Source organism: Shewanella sp. ECSMB14102 (assembly GCF_000813075.1).
Classification (GTDB): domain Bacteria; phylum Pseudomonadota; class Gammaproteobacteria; order Enterobacterales; family Shewanellaceae; genus Shewanella; species Shewanella indica.
In genome coordinates this window covers 19,463-35,809 of sequence record NZ_JWGX01000015.1, presented here as the reverse complement: position 1 = coordinate 35,809, position 16,347 = coordinate 19,463, and the positions used below count along the sequence as shown (strand labels likewise).

The window sequence follows — 16,347 nt, the reverse complement described above, 5'->3', positions numbered from 1 at the left end:
TGCGGCGAACCACGCCTTGCATCCAAGCCCGTAAGCCGACGCAGAGCACACATGGGACCTGTTCGCACCTTCCCTAAACAAAAGCCACCGCTGAGGGTGGCTATTGTAGCAAAAATGGTATTTTGCTGCTTCAGATCAATCCCGCGTGTTTCAGCCAAGACAGGCTGGCCGGCAATGTAGGTAACAGCATTACCAGAATAAAACCAAGAAAATACAAAATATTGAATGGGTCTTTAAACGGCTGACTCATGACAGCTCCTCTACTTCCAGGGCTAGTGTGGGAGTGACCTCAGTCACAAAACCCGGCTATTCTAGCCCTTTATCACGCCGATAAAAACCATGTTTTTTCAATGGGATTAGCCAATCCCTTGTATTAATGTCGCTTTCAGGCATCAATGTCAGCAAAAGGCAGGTACAACTAAAATAAACTCATGCCTTACAAAAAGTTGTGGTCGGGATCGCGGCTGCAGGCTGTTTGCGAACAATACCCAGCGCCGCCAACTCAGCCAAAGTTGTGGCCGCGCCCTGACAAAGCTGCTGCTCTGAAAATGAGGGAAATGTCTCTGTAAGCCAAGCAAGTAACCGGGTAAAGCTCAATGGCGTTTGTTGCAATTTTGCCAGCAGCTGCGCCGTCATCGGATTGAGCCTTAAAAAGCATACTTCCTCTTCCAGGTCACGATAAACGCAGAAAAATACCGGCAGGGGCGATACTGTATTTGGGCGAAAATCTGGACTAATTCTGTCAACTTCGAACTGATATTGCGCCACTTTGGCGGTGGCGGCCAATTGCAGTTTTGCAGCCAGTTGCTCCAACGCCTGAATGTCAGCCTGTTTGAGCCAAGGCGCTGAATCATCTTCGGCCACGGATACCTGCAGTTCCAAGAGTTCATAGTGTGCCAATTCCAGCATAAAAGGCATTGCATCCAACGCACTTGCCTGTTCCCGACACAGATAGTCGAGAAACTCGGCGGCAATATCGATAAATAGCGGGCTTTGACATTCATGACGGGCAAAAAAATCCTTTACCAACGCCAACCACTGCGCTTCAGTGTGCAGCGACTTGAGAACCGGATAAGCATTGGAGACAAAGCCGTTGACATTATTGAACAAAAGCTCGCGATATACCTGCATGTGTCGTTCGTCGGTGCCGGCCGGCAAAGGCATATCTTCCTGCCGCAAATAGGCCACAAAAGCCCGTTGTAATTGAGCCAGGGCCATTAAGCTCTCCTCTCTTGTGCAAAAGCATCCAAGGCCTGCCCTTGTAGCGAGCCTATCTGCTTCAACTCCTGACACAAGACTCGGGTTTCAGGGATATTAAAGTCCCGCTCCAGCAAGGTAGGATGTACCCCGTGCAATCGATAACACTCTGCCAGTAGTTGCCAGACAGGATTGATAATATCGGCGCCATGGGTATCGATAATCAGATCCTCATCCTGCTGATAATGACCTGCGATATGCAGGTAAGCGATGCGCTCACTGGGCATAGCTGCCAGAAAAGCCTTGGGATCATAACCATGATTAACCGAGTTGACATAGATGTTATTGACATCAAGTAGCAGACGACAATCAGCCTCTTCCAGCACGGCGCAGACAAACTCTTGCTCGGTCATCTCGGCGCCAGGCGCAGCATAAAAGGACACGTTCTCCAGAATAAGTGGCCGCTCCAGAATCGCTTCAACCTGTTTAACCCTGGCACTGACATGCCGCACTGCTTCGTAGGTAAAAGGGATTGGCATAAGATCGTACATATGCCCATCGGCGGAGCAATAACTTAAGTGCTCTGAATAAACATCTATCTGATGCAAATCGAGGAAACGCTTAATCTCCTTGATAAACACCAGGTCCAGCGGATCCGGGCTACCGATGGAAAGACTGAGCCCATGGCAATAAAATGAATGCCTTTCGGTCAATTGTCGAAACTGCTTGCCAAACTTACCGCCAAGACGCATCCAGTTTTCCGGTGCCACTTCAAAGAAGTCGGCCTCTTTAGGAGCTGCCTGACAAAACTCAGCCAACATCTCCCGCCTAAGCCCCAAACCGACACTGTTATTCATAAATAATTACCGCCTTGTGGTTTCAGACAGGGCGCAAAGCGCCCTGCACTATTCAACTTCAGTGGTTACTACCACACTTGCCTTCCTTGACTTTGTTAGCTTCTGCCTTGGCTTTATTCTCTTCGGCTTTGGCTTTGCCTTCGGCTGAGTGCATCATGCCTTCACCGCACTTGCCTTCGCCACACTTACCCTCTGCGGCCTTATTCACTCCCTCTCCACACTTGCCCTCGGCAGCCTTATTCATCCCTTCACCACATTTACCTTCGCCGCATTTGCCCTCACGGCTTTTTTGCTCGGTTTCTTTGACTTTCTTATCACCACATTTACCTTCGCCGCACTTGCCTTCATTACCAACCAATTGATAACCGGCTTCCATAGTCTGAAACCCGAATGGGTTGGCATTAGCTTCTGCGGCGACGGCGCTGCCGGCGATAACCATGCCCAAAGCGGCTGCTACTGTAGTTGTCTTGACTGTCTTCATTGTCTTTCCTGCCTTTGCTCATAGAGTTGTTACGAGTAACCGACCTCAATTGCCGGCTTGCAATATCAGACCCGGGGACAGCAGAATCTATTTCACATTTTCAACCGCGGATCACAGTTTTTATCCAAAACCCCATGTAGGGAACCATGAGTAAAATAGCAAATGCAGATAAGATCAAGCTGTTAACAGTTACATATCTAAAATAAGCCTGTGCCTTTTAAGCTGTCGATTGGTGCCGGATGGGATTTAAGGTAGAATGCGCCACTTTCTATTTCAGCCAGGCCTTAAACACGTGCGTATTATTCTCGCCCCTATGGAGGGGGTTGTTGACAATCTGATGCGGGAACTGCTCTCTGCAATAAATCCTTATGATCTGATGGTCACCGAGTTTGTACGTGTGGTGGATCAACTATTACCCGAAAAAGTCTTCTATCGTCTCTGCCCCGAGCTGCTGCAAGGCGGCATGACCCTCAGCGGTACGCCGGTCAGAGTACAACTTTTAGGGCAGGAACCCGGTTGGATGGCCGAAAACGCCTTGCGGGCTATAGAACTCGGCTCCCAAGGGGTAGACGCCAACTTTGGTTGCCCGGCCAAGATGGTTAACCGCAGCAAGGGCGGCGCCGTATTGCTGCAGTATCCGGAGCAAATCCACAAGATAGTCAAAGCCATGCGTCAAGCAGTTCCTGAACCGCATGCGGTGACCGCCAAAATTCGCCTGGGGTTTGAAGACAAGAGCCTGTTTATGGAAAACGCGCAGGCGATTTATGAAGCCGGCGCCACTGAGTTGGCCGTCCATGCCCGCAGTAAAAAAGACGGTTATCGTCCACCGGCCTATTGGGAATATATCACTGAGATCCGTAAAAAATTGGCCATTCCCGTGATCGCCAACGGCGAGATTTGGGACCGGGAAGACGCCCTTCGCTGCATGGAAGTAACGGGTTGCGACAGTATCATGGTGGGCCGCGGCGCCATCTCTCTACCCAATTTGGCGGATCACATCAAGAACAATGCCGAGCAATATAGCTGGCAGCAAACCCTGGCGCTTTTGATGAGTTACAGCCAGAAAGAACTCAACGGCCGCAAGAGTTGCTATTACCCGGCGCGAATAAAACAGTGGTTCAGCTACCTCAATCGCCAATACCCTCAGGCCGATGCCCTGTTCAGAGAACTCAGAGTACACAAGCAAACCGATGACATAGTGGCCACGCTCAGTCAGGCTTATCGCGAAATAAATGACAAGATCTGAGCAATTCTGACAAATTAACGCCTTAACGACAGAAAATGTCACCCAGATTTGATCTTCATCATAGTGACATTGACCCGGCTGTTTAGACTAAATGACCGTAGACTCAATCTTTACAGGCTATTATCAGTGAGCAGCTCCCATATCAGACAAGCATTGTCGGCGTTAGAAATCGATCTCAGGAAAGAGATAATGGTGCTCGGACCCCACTGGGATCCCCAGATGTCACTCAGTGATCTGATTGAAACCATGACTCAAGCCGATCTTTGCAAACATCCCCTCTACCACAGACTGTTGCGACTGGATGCCGCGTTGTGCCAACTGGATTTAGGACTTTATGGTCTTTGCGCAGACTGTGAAGCAGAAATCGAGCCACATCGACTCGTTAAAGATCCGACCGAGCAGCGCTGTGAACGTTGCCATGAGCAATATAAACATGAACACCGGCAAGAGTTGCGCTTGAATCACTAGTCAGTTAAGCAGTAAAGGCAACCCCAGAGGTTGCTTTTTTGTTTGAGGTTATGTTTTGGCGTTTAAAAGCTAATAAAAAAGCCCCGCCAAAATGACGGGGCTAAGCCGTAAGGGAGGATCGGCGTTTTATCAGAACTTCTGATTAATGGTCACAAACCAAGTGCGGCCCAGTACGTCGTACAGCCCTGTGTTGACATCACGATAACCATCGTAGCTATACCAGGTTGGCGCTTCTTCATCGAACAGGTTATTAACCCCCAGGGTGACAGAACCATTCCAGTTGTGAGCATAAGTTAGCTGAACGTTGTGCTTGAAGTAGCTGGAAACATCAATCAAGTCATCATTCTTATAGATATCAGCTCCTGAATCCTGACTGCCTATGTAGTAGGTCGTCCAGGCAGCACTCCAGTTATCACGGGTCCAGTTAACCGATGCACTGCCACGCCACTGAGGAAGATCCTGTAGACCGGCTTCATCGAAGAAGTCAGACTCAGCGTCGGCCTTGGTCTTGTAATCCAACACATGGGTCATTTCCAGCTTCAGACGGAAATCACCGAAATCAGTTTCCTGGTTGTAGCTGGTGACAAAGTCAAAGCCGGAGGTTTCCAGGGCACTCAGGTTACGATACTGGCTGTGAATGGTCTCAATCTTGCCATCACTGCCACGAACTATGTACTGAGAACCACCATTGGCAATTTCTTCACGAATCAAATCGTCAACATCGACCACTTCAATCTTGTTGTCGTAGCTGATGTCATAATATGAAGTCTCAATACTCCAATCATCGGTCACGTTCCAGACAAAGCCCAGAGTCAGGGATTCACCTTCTTCTGCATCCAGGTTGGGGTTACCGCCGTAGAAAGTTTTATGCTGTTGGTTATTGGCACAATAGTTTTCATCTGAATTATCGGCACACCATAAAGAATCGAGCGCATATTCAAAGCTCAATGCTTCACCGGCAAACATTTCGCCCATATTCGGGGCACGGAAAGATTCACCCCAACTGGCGCGCAGCAACAGGGAATCAACCGGACGCCAGCTGGCAGAAAGCTTAGGTACGACTGAATCAAAAGTAGAAGATACATGGCCAGAAGCTATGTTGCCCTCCTGCTCGTAACGCTCATAACGCAGCGCGGCTGACAAGTCGATATTGTACGGCAATGAAGATTGCAGCTCTACGTAGCCTGAGCTACGATCCCGGGTTGCATCAACATCGTCACCACCTGAACCACCTGAGATAATACCGGCGGCTGATTGCGGATCACTCAGCTGTACGAACTCAATCATTTCATACTCGGCACCGACAACCGCGGCCAAAGTAACGCCATTGCCTTCATACAACATGCCGGACAACAAACCATCAAATTGGGTGCTGTTGAATTGCGCCTGATACACACCTGTGTGGGCCGCTTGACCATAGAGATCGGTCATCTGCGCATTCCAATCCTCATAACTCATACCTGTGGTATTGAAGATGTCGTAATCACCCGAATCGATCAGATCCTGAACGATATTATCGTTGATCAGGTTGTAGTTGAATGAGTCAGTGGTTGAGCGGGTATGCTGGGCATTAATTTCCCAGTCGATGCCACTGCCCACATCCCAATAACCTACCAGCCCAGCCAGGAAGTCGATTGAGTTGGTTTCAGTGGTGGTATCCCGCGGACCAATCTGTGCTGATCTCATATAAAGAGTAAGATCTTTATCGATAGGATTCAGCGGATTATCAGCATCCATTACCGGCTGATTAGTTGAAACCGGAGTCCCCGCATAACGGGTATTAGTCTCACTCAGGCTGGCAGAAGCGCGGCCACGGAACTGAATATCATCAGTCAGCTGATAGCTAAAGTTAGACAGAATACTGTTGCGGTTCACATTCCCAAACAATTTGGTCACAGAGCCTGGATCATACAGGCAGCGTGAAGCGGCTTCCTGGGTTGCATCAGTCTGGTTGCAGGTATCGGCGTTATAGTAAAAGTCATATATCTCCTCTCCCTTCTCATTCAAGACACCGGTATTGTAGTAACCGCTGGGTGAAGGGCTGTAAGAGCTGCCGTTATTCAAGAACCAGTCGGCACCGCCTTCGTCCCATATGTGGCGATCATAAACAGAAGTGGCATCATAATGCTCGAACGTCAGGGTGATATTGCCCTTATCTGTGCTAAAACCGGCGGCCACGGAAAAGCGTGAAGAATCACCGCCTTCCACATCCGGAGATTCGCCTGTGTAGTTCAGCTCGACTCCTTCAAAATCTTTCTTGGTAATAATGTTAATTACCCCGGCAACCGCATCTGAGCCGTAAACCGCCGAGGCACCATCACGCAGAATTTCGATTCGCTCAACAATCGCCATGGGAATGCTGGAAGTATCGGCAACGGTTCCTGAGCTTGAGCTGGTACCCGGCATGCGACGACCATCGAGCAGAATAAGCGTTGCCTGAGACCCCAGACCACGCAGGTTTACATCACTGGTGGCACTGGCTCCGGCACCATAACCGGACATACCCCGCCAGGAACCAAAACTGTTAATGCTGGAGTTATTCAATACATCGGCAACCGAAGTTTCCCCGGTAACCTTAAGATCGGCTGCAGTGATAACAGTCACAGGTGAAGCCGTTTCCATATCCACTTGCTTGATACGTGAACCTGTTACCTCGATCCGCTCAACTTTGCCTTCTTTTGCTTCCTCAGCAGTGGCATATCCGCTGAATGCAATTCCCGTAACTGCCGCAGCAAGTAAACCGCGACGAACTGCCTTTGCAGTTAAACTGATGGAACTCATACTTGTCTCCCTGATGTTTCTTTTGTGAGAAATATCTGATTATTTTTGTTTTAAAATTTGCAAGCATATTGCAATGCTTACGACGATATTCCACAAATAAAACAATTTGGTCAATATTAAAAACCACCAAAACAACTAGGCAACAACAAATTGATACAAATAATTACACAGGTATTCAACAGCATTAAATTTAACCAATGAAAATCAGCAAGATAGCCACCAAAAGGCCAAGCTGAAACATATTGATACCTAGGTGTTTAAATAGTTAAAAATATTGCACCAATGAAACAATCTGGCACAACAAACAAAAATAACAAATTAATCGCCAAGAGAAAAAAGATAACAACAAAACAACATGTGAATTAAAACGTATCGAATGTAGTCCTTATTTACTAATAACAGGCATAAAAAAACCGGCTTAAACTAAGCCGGTTTTTAAATTTAAATATGATTAGAAAGTAAACTCTACCCCTGCATAATATTCACGTCCGATAACGTTATAATAAGCTCTTGGGTAATGAGGCCAGCTCACCTGAGTCTCATCAATCTCTGGGCCTGAATCAAACAGGTTGTTGATACCTGCCGAAACCTTGAGATTGTCATAGATAAAGTAACTGGCAGCCAGGTTGACTTCCACATGACTGTCAACTTTCACTGAGTACTCGCTATCTAAGCCATTTTCCACAAAGCGGTCCATCTGCTCACCGTTCATGCTGTCAATATACTTGAACAGAATGTTGGTGGAGAAGTCGTTATAAGACCAGCCCAGGTTCAGGTTGGCACGCAGCTGAGGCGCAGAGCCTTCACCATCGATAAGATCCAGCTCTTCGGAATCCGGAGTCAACTGCTCATTCCAACGGGTCAGGTAAGTCCCTTCCAGGCGGCTGCTGAATTCACCATAGCTCTCGGTTTCATAGCGATAGCCCAGAGAGAAGTCGATACCGGCAGTCTCACGGGAAGACATATTCATCGCCAGTGTGTTTACCCGAAGCAACTTACCTTCACTGTCGCGAATAATTTTATCGGCAAAGGCATCGGCGTGATCCAAAATGTATTGTGCACTTGGGTCATTCACCAGATTGTCGATTTCAACCATCCAGTAGTCTACCGTCAAATTGAAACCTTCGTAGTCCCAAACCAGACCCAGGTTGTAGTTTTTACCCTCTTCGGCTTCCAATTCTGGGTTGGCACCGATAGTTATAGGTAAAGACTCAATCTTGCCACATTCATCATAAGCTTCGCAGCGCGGAGTATCGACAACTTGGCTGTAGCCAGTGGTGGGATCGCCAAACAAACGCTGCATATCCGGGGCACGGAAAGTCTCGGCATACAAAGCACGCAGCATCAGGCTATCGATAGGACGGTACTCCAGTGACACTTGCGGAGTAAACTGGCCACCAACATCAGACTCATCATCATAGTAGTCATAACGTCCGGCCAATGTCATGGTCAACTGATCCAAGAGTGGCAAAGCCAGCTCGGCATAGGCAGCATACTGCTCACGTTCACCTTCGGCGCTGCTGCCCCCCTTGCCTATAACGCCACCGTTGGAGGTAAAGCTGTCAGATTTATCGTAGAACCACTCCTTGCTGTACTCAAGGCCCACAGCATAAGCGGCTGTGCCACCGGCCAGTTCGAACGCATCGCCATTGATGCCGGCACTAAAGCTGGACAGAGTAGATTGTCCCTTCTTGTTACCTTCGTAGTTCAGCAGCGCCGCATCTTCAGGAGAGATCACATCCATCAAAGACTTGCCGTTTTCGCCTGAGGTCAGATAGTCAAACATAGCCTGATGAGTCGGCGAGCCTGAGCTGCGGGATTCCACTGTCTGACGCGCAATAGACCAGGAAGTATCATACTCGATACTATCGGTCAAAAAGCCTTTGGCACCTATGATGAAAGAGAAATTATTGGTTTCAAAGTCAGAGGTACGTGGCCCCAGCTCGCTCATGCGGCGAGTGTAGAAGTAGTCGCCATCTGCAGCATTGGCAAAGTCACCGCCGAATGCGGTGTCCTTATTGAAGGTCTGGGACATACCCTTGTCTTTATTGGCAATGGTTACACTGTCGCCGGCCACATTGAACATGAAGTCATTGCCCACTGTCGCAGACTCAATCTCGGTAAAGGTCGAGGAATGAGTGTAATCGATGCGGGAATACAGCTGATGATCCGCATTCAGCTCCTTGGTGAGGTTGATCATGGTGGAGTAACGCTTCTGCTCCGGCAGGAAATCCCGCTGCTTGGAGCGGTCGAAACCACAGCGACCATTTTCCATCACCACATAACCACGGGCCTCACACTCGGCCGGTGACAAGGTCTTTTCCAGTGCAGTTTTGTTGTTGCCAAGATCCTGCACCAGGTTGGCGCCGTAGGAGCTGTAACCAGAGTAGTAGGCACCATCAACAATATCCGTACCATCAGCACGATCTGTTCCTTTCAGCGCGGTTCTGTCTTCATATTCGGCAAAGAAAGTCAGGTTAGCCGTATCACTGCTGACACCTGTCATAAAGGAGAACTGGTTGTTACGCAGGCCACCTTCATCCGTATCGGAGAAACGATACTTGAAGGTGGTCTGTTCAACATCTTTCTTAAGAATGATGTTGATAACCCCACCCATGGCATCTGAGCCATAAATCGCCGAAGCACCCGTAGTCAGGATTTCGATACGCTCAATCGCGCCCAGTGGGATATTGGCAGTATCCACGAAGCTGTCGGTACCACCGGCACCAAACGGATACTTGGGCACCCGCTTACCGTTGATCAGGGTCAATACCCGACCGGCCCCCACGCCACGCAGGTTGACCGATGATGCGGCAGGGGTAAAACCATGGACTTCCTGCTGGGTCATGGAACCGCCGGAGTTTTGTGACAGGTTACCCAGCACATCCTGAACCGAGTTGAAGCCACCTTTTTCAATATCAGCAGCGCTCATTACTACTATAGGGGAGGCATTCTCCATATCGGTGCGTTTAATACGGGAACCCGTGACTTCGATACGTTCAACTTGTTCAGTGGCCTGAGCCTCATCGGCGGCGTAAGCCATTGTAGGGATTGATGTGGAAACAAAAGCAAACAGACTAAAGCGGATAGCCTTAGCGACAGCAGTCTGCGTTGACATATTCTCATTCCTTTTACAAAGCACGGTGGCAGGGAGGGAACACCGTGTTCTTATTCTATGTAATACTCAGCCCCCCAAACGAGAAACATACCAATAACAGCAACATTATCAATCACTTAAATGATAACAATTTGTTTATACTTGGTTTAATTTGTAAAACACGAGCATCTTATCAATTAAGATCTAATGATATTTTTACCGAATCCATGCCGGGTTCCGGGAATTTGCATCATTTTGTATCGATACAAACCTGTTACAAAGATTATTTTTTAACCTGTTGTTAGAGCGACGCTTTTAATAAAAAATGCGATATAGATCGCATTTTCAATTCATACAAAAATCAAACAAAAAGGGAGCCAATTGGCTCCCTTTTGTCTATTTGCTGTTAATTAACGCGTGCGAGGACACAGCTCATCGGCAGCAAAGAAGTAAGCGATTTCACGCTCGGCTGAAGCCAGCGCGTCAGAACCGTGAACAGCGTTCTCATCGATGCTGTCAGCGAAGTCCGCGCGCAGGGTACCACGGGCGGCTTCAGCTGGGTTGGTCGCACCCATGATTTCGCGGTTGGCCAGAACGGCGTTTTCACCTTCCAGAACCTGAACCATGATAGGACCAGAAGTCATGAAAGAAACCAGAGCACCAAAGAAAGGACGCTCGCTGTGCTCAGCGTAGAAACCTTCGGCTTGTTCTTTGGTCAGGTGAACCATTTTGGCGGCAACAATTTTCAGGCCGGCAGTTTCAAAACGGTTGTAGATAGCACCGATGTGGTTCTTGGCTACCGCATCAGGCTTAATGATAGAAAAAGTACGTTCGATCGCCATGACTAGATTCCTTAATCAGCGAGTTTAAAAATTCGCGCGGATTATACGAAATAATCGCGTCAAATCCTAATCTTATCTGGTCAGCCCTTCAGTAAAAGCTGTGATACAAGCCAGGCGATTCTCGGCTCAGTGCCTATGCTTGAGCCACAAATAGCCGGCGCCGAGACCAATAAGCAACAGCAACAAAGGCATAAACGGCGGGAAATGATGAAAAAAACCTATGCCACCGTGCCCCGAATGTGCCAGCACGGCCGGGGCAAATAATCCAAAACTACAGGCGAAAATACGTGTCATGACTCATCTCCGGAAAAACAGGGATCAACAATTTATTAACCAAATAACTATAGATGACTCGTGATGGTGATAATTTGACCGAGATCTGTTTTCCGCCAGAGAGTGTTACTTTTCCTCTATCCAGCATTGCTGCACGGCTTCGAGAATTTTCTCACTGCAGCGTTTGGGATCATCATCGAAGGCTTCCAACGCCAATATCCACTCGTAAAGTTCAGGAAAATGCAGTTGCTGTGGATCCACATCAGGATGCGCTTCCAGCAGCTCCAAAGCCAAGTCCAATGAATCTATCCACTTGAGCCCCATGGTTACTCCTGCTTCTGGTAAGTACTGACTTTGAGTATAGCGCCGCAGAAGAAGGCTTTATAGCTTTGATTAATACTTTCCATCGGTGAAATCAGGCTTCACTGGGCGCCTTACTCTTACGCTTCTGCTTGGCAATAAACTCTATGATGGCGGCGGCAACATCTTTGCCGGTAGCGGCTTCAATCCCTTCGAGTCCAGGGGATGAATTGACCTCCATCACCACGGGGCCGTGGTTGGAACGCAAAATATCCACGCCTGCGACATTCAGCCCCATGGTTTTGGCGGCGCGCACCGCGATTGAACGCTCCTCAGGGGATAACTTCACCAAGGTTGCCGTGCCGCCCCTGTGCAGGTTGGAGCGAAACTCTCCCGGCAGAGCCTGGCGTTTCATGGCAGCAATTACCTTATCGCCGAGTACAAAACAGCGGATATCGGCTCCTTGAGCCTCTTTGATATATTCCTGCACCATGATGTTGGCCTTAAGGCCCATAAAGGCCTCAATCACGCTCTCGGCGGCCTTGCGGGTTTCGGCCAGTACCACCCCTATACCTTGAGTACCTTCCAAGAGTTTAATCACCAAGGGCGCGCCACCGACCATATCAATAAGGTCCGGAATATCACTGGGCTTATTGGCAAAACCTGTCACCGGCAGCCCTATGCCTTTGCGGGACAGTAACTGCATGGAGCGCAGCTTATCCCTCGAGCGAGAGATCCCCATGGAACTATTGAGTGTATAGGTCGACATCATTTCGAACTGACGCACTACAGCCGTACCGTAGAAGGTAATGCCGGCGCCTATCCTCGGGATCACCGCATCGAAGGACGGCAATTCAACGCCCCCGATATGGATACTGGACTGCTGCATGCTGATATTCATGTAGCATTCCAGCGGATTGATCACCTGCACCTGATAACCCCGTTCTTGGGCAGCCTCCACCAAACGGCGCGTGGAATATAAGGTTTTGTTCTGTGACAAAATTGCAATCTGCATCCCGGTCAGTATCCCGAAGAGTGAAAAAGACAGCGCATCATACGCCTGCCGTATTGGAAATCAATCTCTGCATGCCAAGCATAGCAATAAAAAACCGGCCACTTGGGGCCGGTTCTCAAAAGATGTCAGCACTTAGGGAAGATGCCTTGAACGCCAATTGCTGTGCAAGCCACTCTCTACAAAAGAGAAGGCCACAAGGACTTGTTGGGACCTTCCTTAGCCCTCACTGACCATGTTGACTGTGTATTTAGGGATTTCGACCACCATATCGGTTTCAACCACCTTGGCCTGACAAGACAGACGGCTTTCGGGCTCCAGGCCCCAGGCCTTGTCCAGCATGTCGTCTTCCAGATCATCGCTGGGCTCGAGATCATCGAAACCTTCACGCACTATCACATGGCAGGTGGTACAGGCACAGGATTTCTCACAGGCATGCTCTATGTTGATGCCGTTTTTCAGCGCGACATCCAAAATGGATTCACCCACCTCTGCCTCAACCACTGCGCCCTCTGGACACAGTTCTTCATGGGGCAAAAATACTATCTGTGGCATAGTCTCACCTATATGTTATCGACCGACTGACCCTTCAGTGCGGTCCGAATCGAATTGTCCATGCGTCTGGCGGCAAACTCCTGGGTCTGCGCATCCACCGCTTCTATCGCCGCTTTGATGGCATCAACATCACCATTGGCGGCAGTTTCATTCAAGTCAGCCATAGCGCTGTCAACCAGAGCACGTTCCTCCTGGCTGAGAAGTTCGCCATCTTTAGCCAGCGCCGAGTGCAGCGATTCCAGCACTCTGGCCGCTTCCACTCGCTGCTCTGTGAGCATTCTCAGCTCAATATCCTCTTTGGCATTCTGCATCGAGTCTTTAAGCATTCCGGCAATTTCAGTATCACTCAGGCCGAAGGAAGGCTTAACCTGGATGCTGGACTGCACCCCGGTAGACTTCTCCATGGCAGTGACGCTGAGTAAACCATCGGCATCGACCTGGAAGGTCACCCGAATATGCGCCGCGCCAGCGGCCAATGGTGGAATGCCCTTGAGAGTAAAGCGTGCCAGAGAGCGGCAATCGGCCACCAGCTCACGTTCACCTTGCACCACATGAAACGCCATGGCGCTCTGACCGTCTTTAAAGGTGGTAAATTCCTGGGCTCTGGCCACCGGAATGGTGGTGTTACGCGGGATCACTTTCTCCACCAAACCGCCCATGGTTTCAATGCCGAGCGACAGCGGGATCACATCCAGCAGCAAGAGATCCGAGTCAGGCTTGTTACCCACCAGAATATCGGCCTGTACCGCAGCGCCTATGGCGACCACGCGATCCGGGTCAATAGACGTCAGCGGCGTCTTACCAAAGAAGTCACCGACCATTTCCCGCACCAGCGGCACCCGGGTAGAGCCACCAACCATCACGGTTTCCAGCACCTCGTCGGCATCCACTCCGGCGTCACGCAAAGCCTTGCGGCAACCTTGAATGGTTTTCTTCACCAGCGTGTTTATCAACTGGTCAAACTCACTGCGACTCACTTCGGCTTCACGCTCACTGCCGTCTTGCAGTGTCAGCTTAGCAATAGTGCTGTCGCTATCGGTCAGCGCTTCTTTTACCCGCCGGGCTTCCATCAGCAACTGCCGCGCTTCCTGGCTGGAAAGCGACTCCAGCGCCATGCGTTCACGCAGTAAGCCTTGCAGCAGTTCATCAAAGTCATCACCACCCAGACGCGAGTCGCCGCCGGTCGCCAAGACTTCAAATACGCCGCGGTTGAGACGCAAAATAGAAATATCAAAGGTGCCGCCGCCCAAGTCATAAACAGCAATAACCCCTTCCTGCCCCGAGTCCAGGCCATAGGCGATGGCGGCCGCCGTCGGCTCATTGAGCAAGCGTAACACCTTGATGCCAAGCAAGGCTGCCGCATCTTTGGTTCCCTGACGCTGGGCATCATCAAAATAAGCAGGCACTGTGATAACCACGCCTTCCAATGGTCCCCCCAGAGTGGACTCGGCGCGGGCAATCAAGGGGCGCAATACCTCGGCAGACACCTGAACCGGATTTATTTTACCTGTGCGGGTGACAAACAATGGCAGGCCGTTTTCACTGGCCTCAAAATGATAGGGGAAAGCTTGCTCACCGCTTTGTACATCGGCCAAAGAACGGCCCATGAAGCGCTTCACCGACACTATGGTGTTTTCAGGATCCTTGGCCGAATCGGCCAGGGCATCGTGACCTACTCGGACGCCCTGCTCGCCATAGTGCACCACAGATGGCAATGAATGCCGACCTTGCTCGTCGGCCAGTGTACTGGTCTCGCCGCTGCGAACCGCAGCAACCAGGGAGTTGGTGGTACCCAAGTCTATCCCGGCGGCTAATCTGTGTTGATGAGGAGCGGCCATTTGGCCGGGTTCAGCAATCTGCAAAAGTGCCATAGTCTTCCATCTTGTGTTTAAAAAGTTGGCTCAATCAGAAATTGAGCCAACCGTAGGAATATGCTTTAAGGCCGAAAGCGAATTCAGTCGAACAGCGCATCCTGGGCCCGCTGCAGTTCATCCTGCAATTTTGCCATAAACTTCAACTTACGGACTTGATCTGCCGCGGCAATTGCATCGGCCTCTGTGGAACTGTGAAGTTGGTTGCGCAGCAGCTCAGTCACCTGCTTACGATAAGCCGCGAATGAAGCATCGAGTTCATCAATATCACTCTGGGCATCAGCGCCCTGACCAATTTCCTCCAGCGCTTCACGCCATTCCATCTGCTGCATCAAAAAGGCGGTGTCTTTAACCGTAGTGGTTTCGTGACTGATATCTACACCTTTGAGCGCCAACATATGTTCGGCTCGACGGATAGGATCTTTCAGGGTCTGAAAGGCGTCGTTGATCTGGGCGGTGCGGGAAATGGCCAACAGCTTTTGCTGTTCACTGGCGTTGGCAAACTTGTCGGGATGCACCGCCCGCTGCAAATCGCGATAGCGACTGGCCAGCTCGGCGGTGTCCACATCAAAGGAGGGAGTTAAATCAAACAGCTCGAAATAATTCATATACTCTCAGGCGGCGGTGGAACTCAAACCGTGAAGCTCTCACCGCAACCACACTCACCTTTGGCGTTAGGGTTATTGAATTTAAAGCCTTCGTTGAGTCCTTCCTTGACAAAGTCCAGCTCGATCCCCTGAAGATAGATGAAGCTCTTGGCATCTATGATGATGTTAACACCATCTATGTTGTATACCTCATCATCTTCATTGAGTTCGTCGACAAATTCCAGAACGTAAGCCATCCCGCTGCAGCCTGAAGTTTTGAGCCCCAAACGCAAACCTATACCTTTTCCTCTGTTGCTGAGGAAGGCACGGACACGCTCGGCGGCGGCAGGCGTCATAGTAATAGCCATCTTAACTCCTGGCGTTATTTAGCTTGCTTGGACTTGTACTCTTCCAGAGCCGCCTTGATGGCGTCTTCGGCCAGAATCGAACAGTGGATCTTCACAGGTGGCAGAGCCAACTCTTCTGCAATATCCGTGTTCTTGATGGCGGCCGCTTCCTCAATGGACTTGCCTTTAACCCATTCAGTCACCAAAGAGCTTGATGCGATGGCGCTGCCACAGCCATAAGTCTTGAAGCGAGCATCTTCAATAATGCCCTGTTCATCAATCTTGAGCTGCAGCTTCATCACGTCACCACAGGCGGGCGCACCCACCATACCTGTTACTACGGATGGGTCGTTCTTGTCGAAAGAACCTACGTTACGCGGGTTCTCGTAATGATCTATCACTTTTTCACTGTAAGCCATGATACTGCTCCAAA

Annotated in this window: 16 protein-coding genes; 2 read left to right on the top strand and 14 right to left on the bottom strand. The window is 49.8% G+C overall.

The window, feature by feature from the left end:
* Positions 1-429 precede the first annotated feature (429 nt).
* Genes RC73_RS06280 through RC73_RS06270 form a run of 3 tightly spaced genes read right to left on the bottom strand, consistent with a single transcriptional unit; the run spans position 430 to position 2,535 of the window.
* Positions 430-1,218 carry an HvfC family RiPP maturation protein gene (locus tag RC73_RS06280; protein ID WP_052248029.1) on the bottom strand — a complete coding sequence of 263 codons (789 nt, stop codon included), beginning with the start codon at positions 1,216-1,218 and terminating at the stop codon, positions 430-432.
* Entirely contained in the window at positions 1,218-2,054 is an 837-nt protein-coding gene (locus tag RC73_RS06275; protein WP_039033851.1) for an HvfB family MNIO-type RiPP peptide maturase, read from the bottom strand. The genes RC73_RS06280 and RC73_RS06275 overlap by 1 nt, the downstream gene beginning before the upstream one ends.
* Positions 2,055-2,112: 58 nt before the next feature.
* The gene (locus tag RC73_RS06270) at positions 2,113-2,535 is read right to left on the bottom strand and encodes an HvfA family oxazolone/thioamide-modified RiPP metallophore (RefSeq protein ID WP_039033850.1); all 423 of its coding nucleotides are present in this window, start codon (positions 2,533-2,535) and stop codon (positions 2,113-2,115) included.
* A 292-nt stretch (positions 2,536-2,827) separates the two neighbouring features.
* Between RC73_RS06270 and dusC the strand changes: the two genes are divergently transcribed.
* Positions 2,828-3,781 carry a tRNA dihydrouridine(16) synthase DusC gene (dusC, locus tag RC73_RS06265; RefSeq protein ID WP_039033905.1) on the top strand — a complete coding sequence of 318 codons (954 nt, stop codon included), beginning with the start codon at positions 2,828-2,830 and terminating at the stop codon, positions 3,779-3,781.
* 126 nt (positions 3,782-3,907) lie between these two features.
* Entirely contained in the window at positions 3,908-4,249 is a 342-nt protein-coding gene (locus RC73_RS06260; RefSeq protein WP_039033849.1) for a TraR/DksA family transcriptional regulator, read from the top strand.
* 129 nt (positions 4,250-4,378) lie between these two features.
* Here RC73_RS06260 and RC73_RS06255 read toward each other — a convergent pair whose 3' ends face one another.
* The 11 genes from RC73_RS06255 to iscU form a co-directional block, all read right to left on the bottom strand.
* Positions 4,379-7,030: a TonB-dependent receptor gene (locus tag RC73_RS06255; protein WP_039033848.1), complete on the bottom strand. Its 2,652-nt coding sequence runs from the start codon at positions 7,028-7,030 to the stop codon at positions 4,379-4,381.
* A gap of 451 nt (positions 7,031-7,481) precedes the next feature.
* The gene (locus RC73_RS06250) at positions 7,482-10,148 is read right to left on the bottom strand and encodes a TonB-dependent receptor plug domain-containing protein (protein ID WP_039033847.1); all 2,667 of its coding nucleotides are present in this window, start codon (positions 10,146-10,148) and stop codon (positions 7,482-7,484) included.
* A 389-nt stretch (positions 10,149-10,537) separates the two neighbouring features.
* Complete coding sequence (gene ndk, locus RC73_RS06245) at positions 10,538-10,969, bottom strand: nucleoside-diphosphate kinase (protein WP_025011497.1); 432 nt, start codon at positions 10,967-10,969, stop codon at positions 10,538-10,540.
* A gap of 126 nt (positions 10,970-11,095) precedes the next feature.
* Positions 11,096-11,263 (bottom strand): hypothetical protein, encoded by a 168-nt coding sequence (locus RC73_RS20950; RefSeq protein WP_162835833.1) that lies wholly within the window; start codon positions 11,261-11,263, stop codon positions 11,096-11,098.
* Between the two features lie 105 nt (positions 11,264-11,368).
* The gene (gene iscX / locus RC73_RS06240; RefSeq protein ID WP_039033846.1) at positions 11,369-11,566 is read right to left on the bottom strand and encodes a Fe-S cluster assembly protein IscX; all 198 of its coding nucleotides are present in this window, start codon (positions 11,564-11,566) and stop codon (positions 11,369-11,371) included.
* 91 nt (positions 11,567-11,657) lie between these two features.
* Complete coding sequence (rimK, locus tag RC73_RS06235; protein WP_039033845.1) at positions 11,658-12,557, bottom strand: 30S ribosomal protein S6--L-glutamate ligase; 900 nt, start codon at positions 12,555-12,557, stop codon at positions 11,658-11,660.
* Between the two features lie 216 nt (positions 12,558-12,773).
* On the bottom strand, positions 12,774-13,109 hold the full coding sequence (gene fdx, locus RC73_RS06230; protein WP_039033844.1) for an ISC system 2Fe-2S type ferredoxin: 336 nt from the start codon (positions 13,107-13,109) through the stop codon (positions 12,774-12,776).
* An 8-nt stretch (positions 13,110-13,117) separates the two neighbouring features.
* Positions 13,118-14,980, bottom strand: a complete 1,863-nt coding sequence (gene hscA, locus RC73_RS06225) for a Fe-S protein assembly chaperone HscA (RefSeq protein ID WP_039033843.1) — start codon at positions 14,978-14,980, stop codon at positions 13,118-13,120.
* An 83-nt stretch (positions 14,981-15,063) separates the two neighbouring features.
* Positions 15,064-15,588, bottom strand: a complete 525-nt coding sequence (gene hscB, locus RC73_RS06220) for a co-chaperone HscB (protein ID WP_039033842.1) — start codon at positions 15,586-15,588, stop codon at positions 15,064-15,066.
* Positions 15,589-15,611: 23 nt separating this feature from the next.
* Positions 15,612-15,935, bottom strand: coding sequence for an iron-sulfur cluster assembly protein IscA (gene iscA / locus RC73_RS06215; RefSeq protein ID WP_025011492.1), 324 nt, complete (start codon positions 15,933-15,935; stop codon positions 15,612-15,614).
* A gap of 14 nt (positions 15,936-15,949) precedes the next feature.
* A complete protein-coding gene (iscU, locus tag RC73_RS06210; protein WP_039033841.1) occupies positions 15,950-16,333 on the bottom strand; it encodes a Fe-S cluster assembly scaffold IscU in 384 nt (127 codons plus the stop codon).
* Positions 16,334-16,347 lie beyond the last annotated feature (14 nt).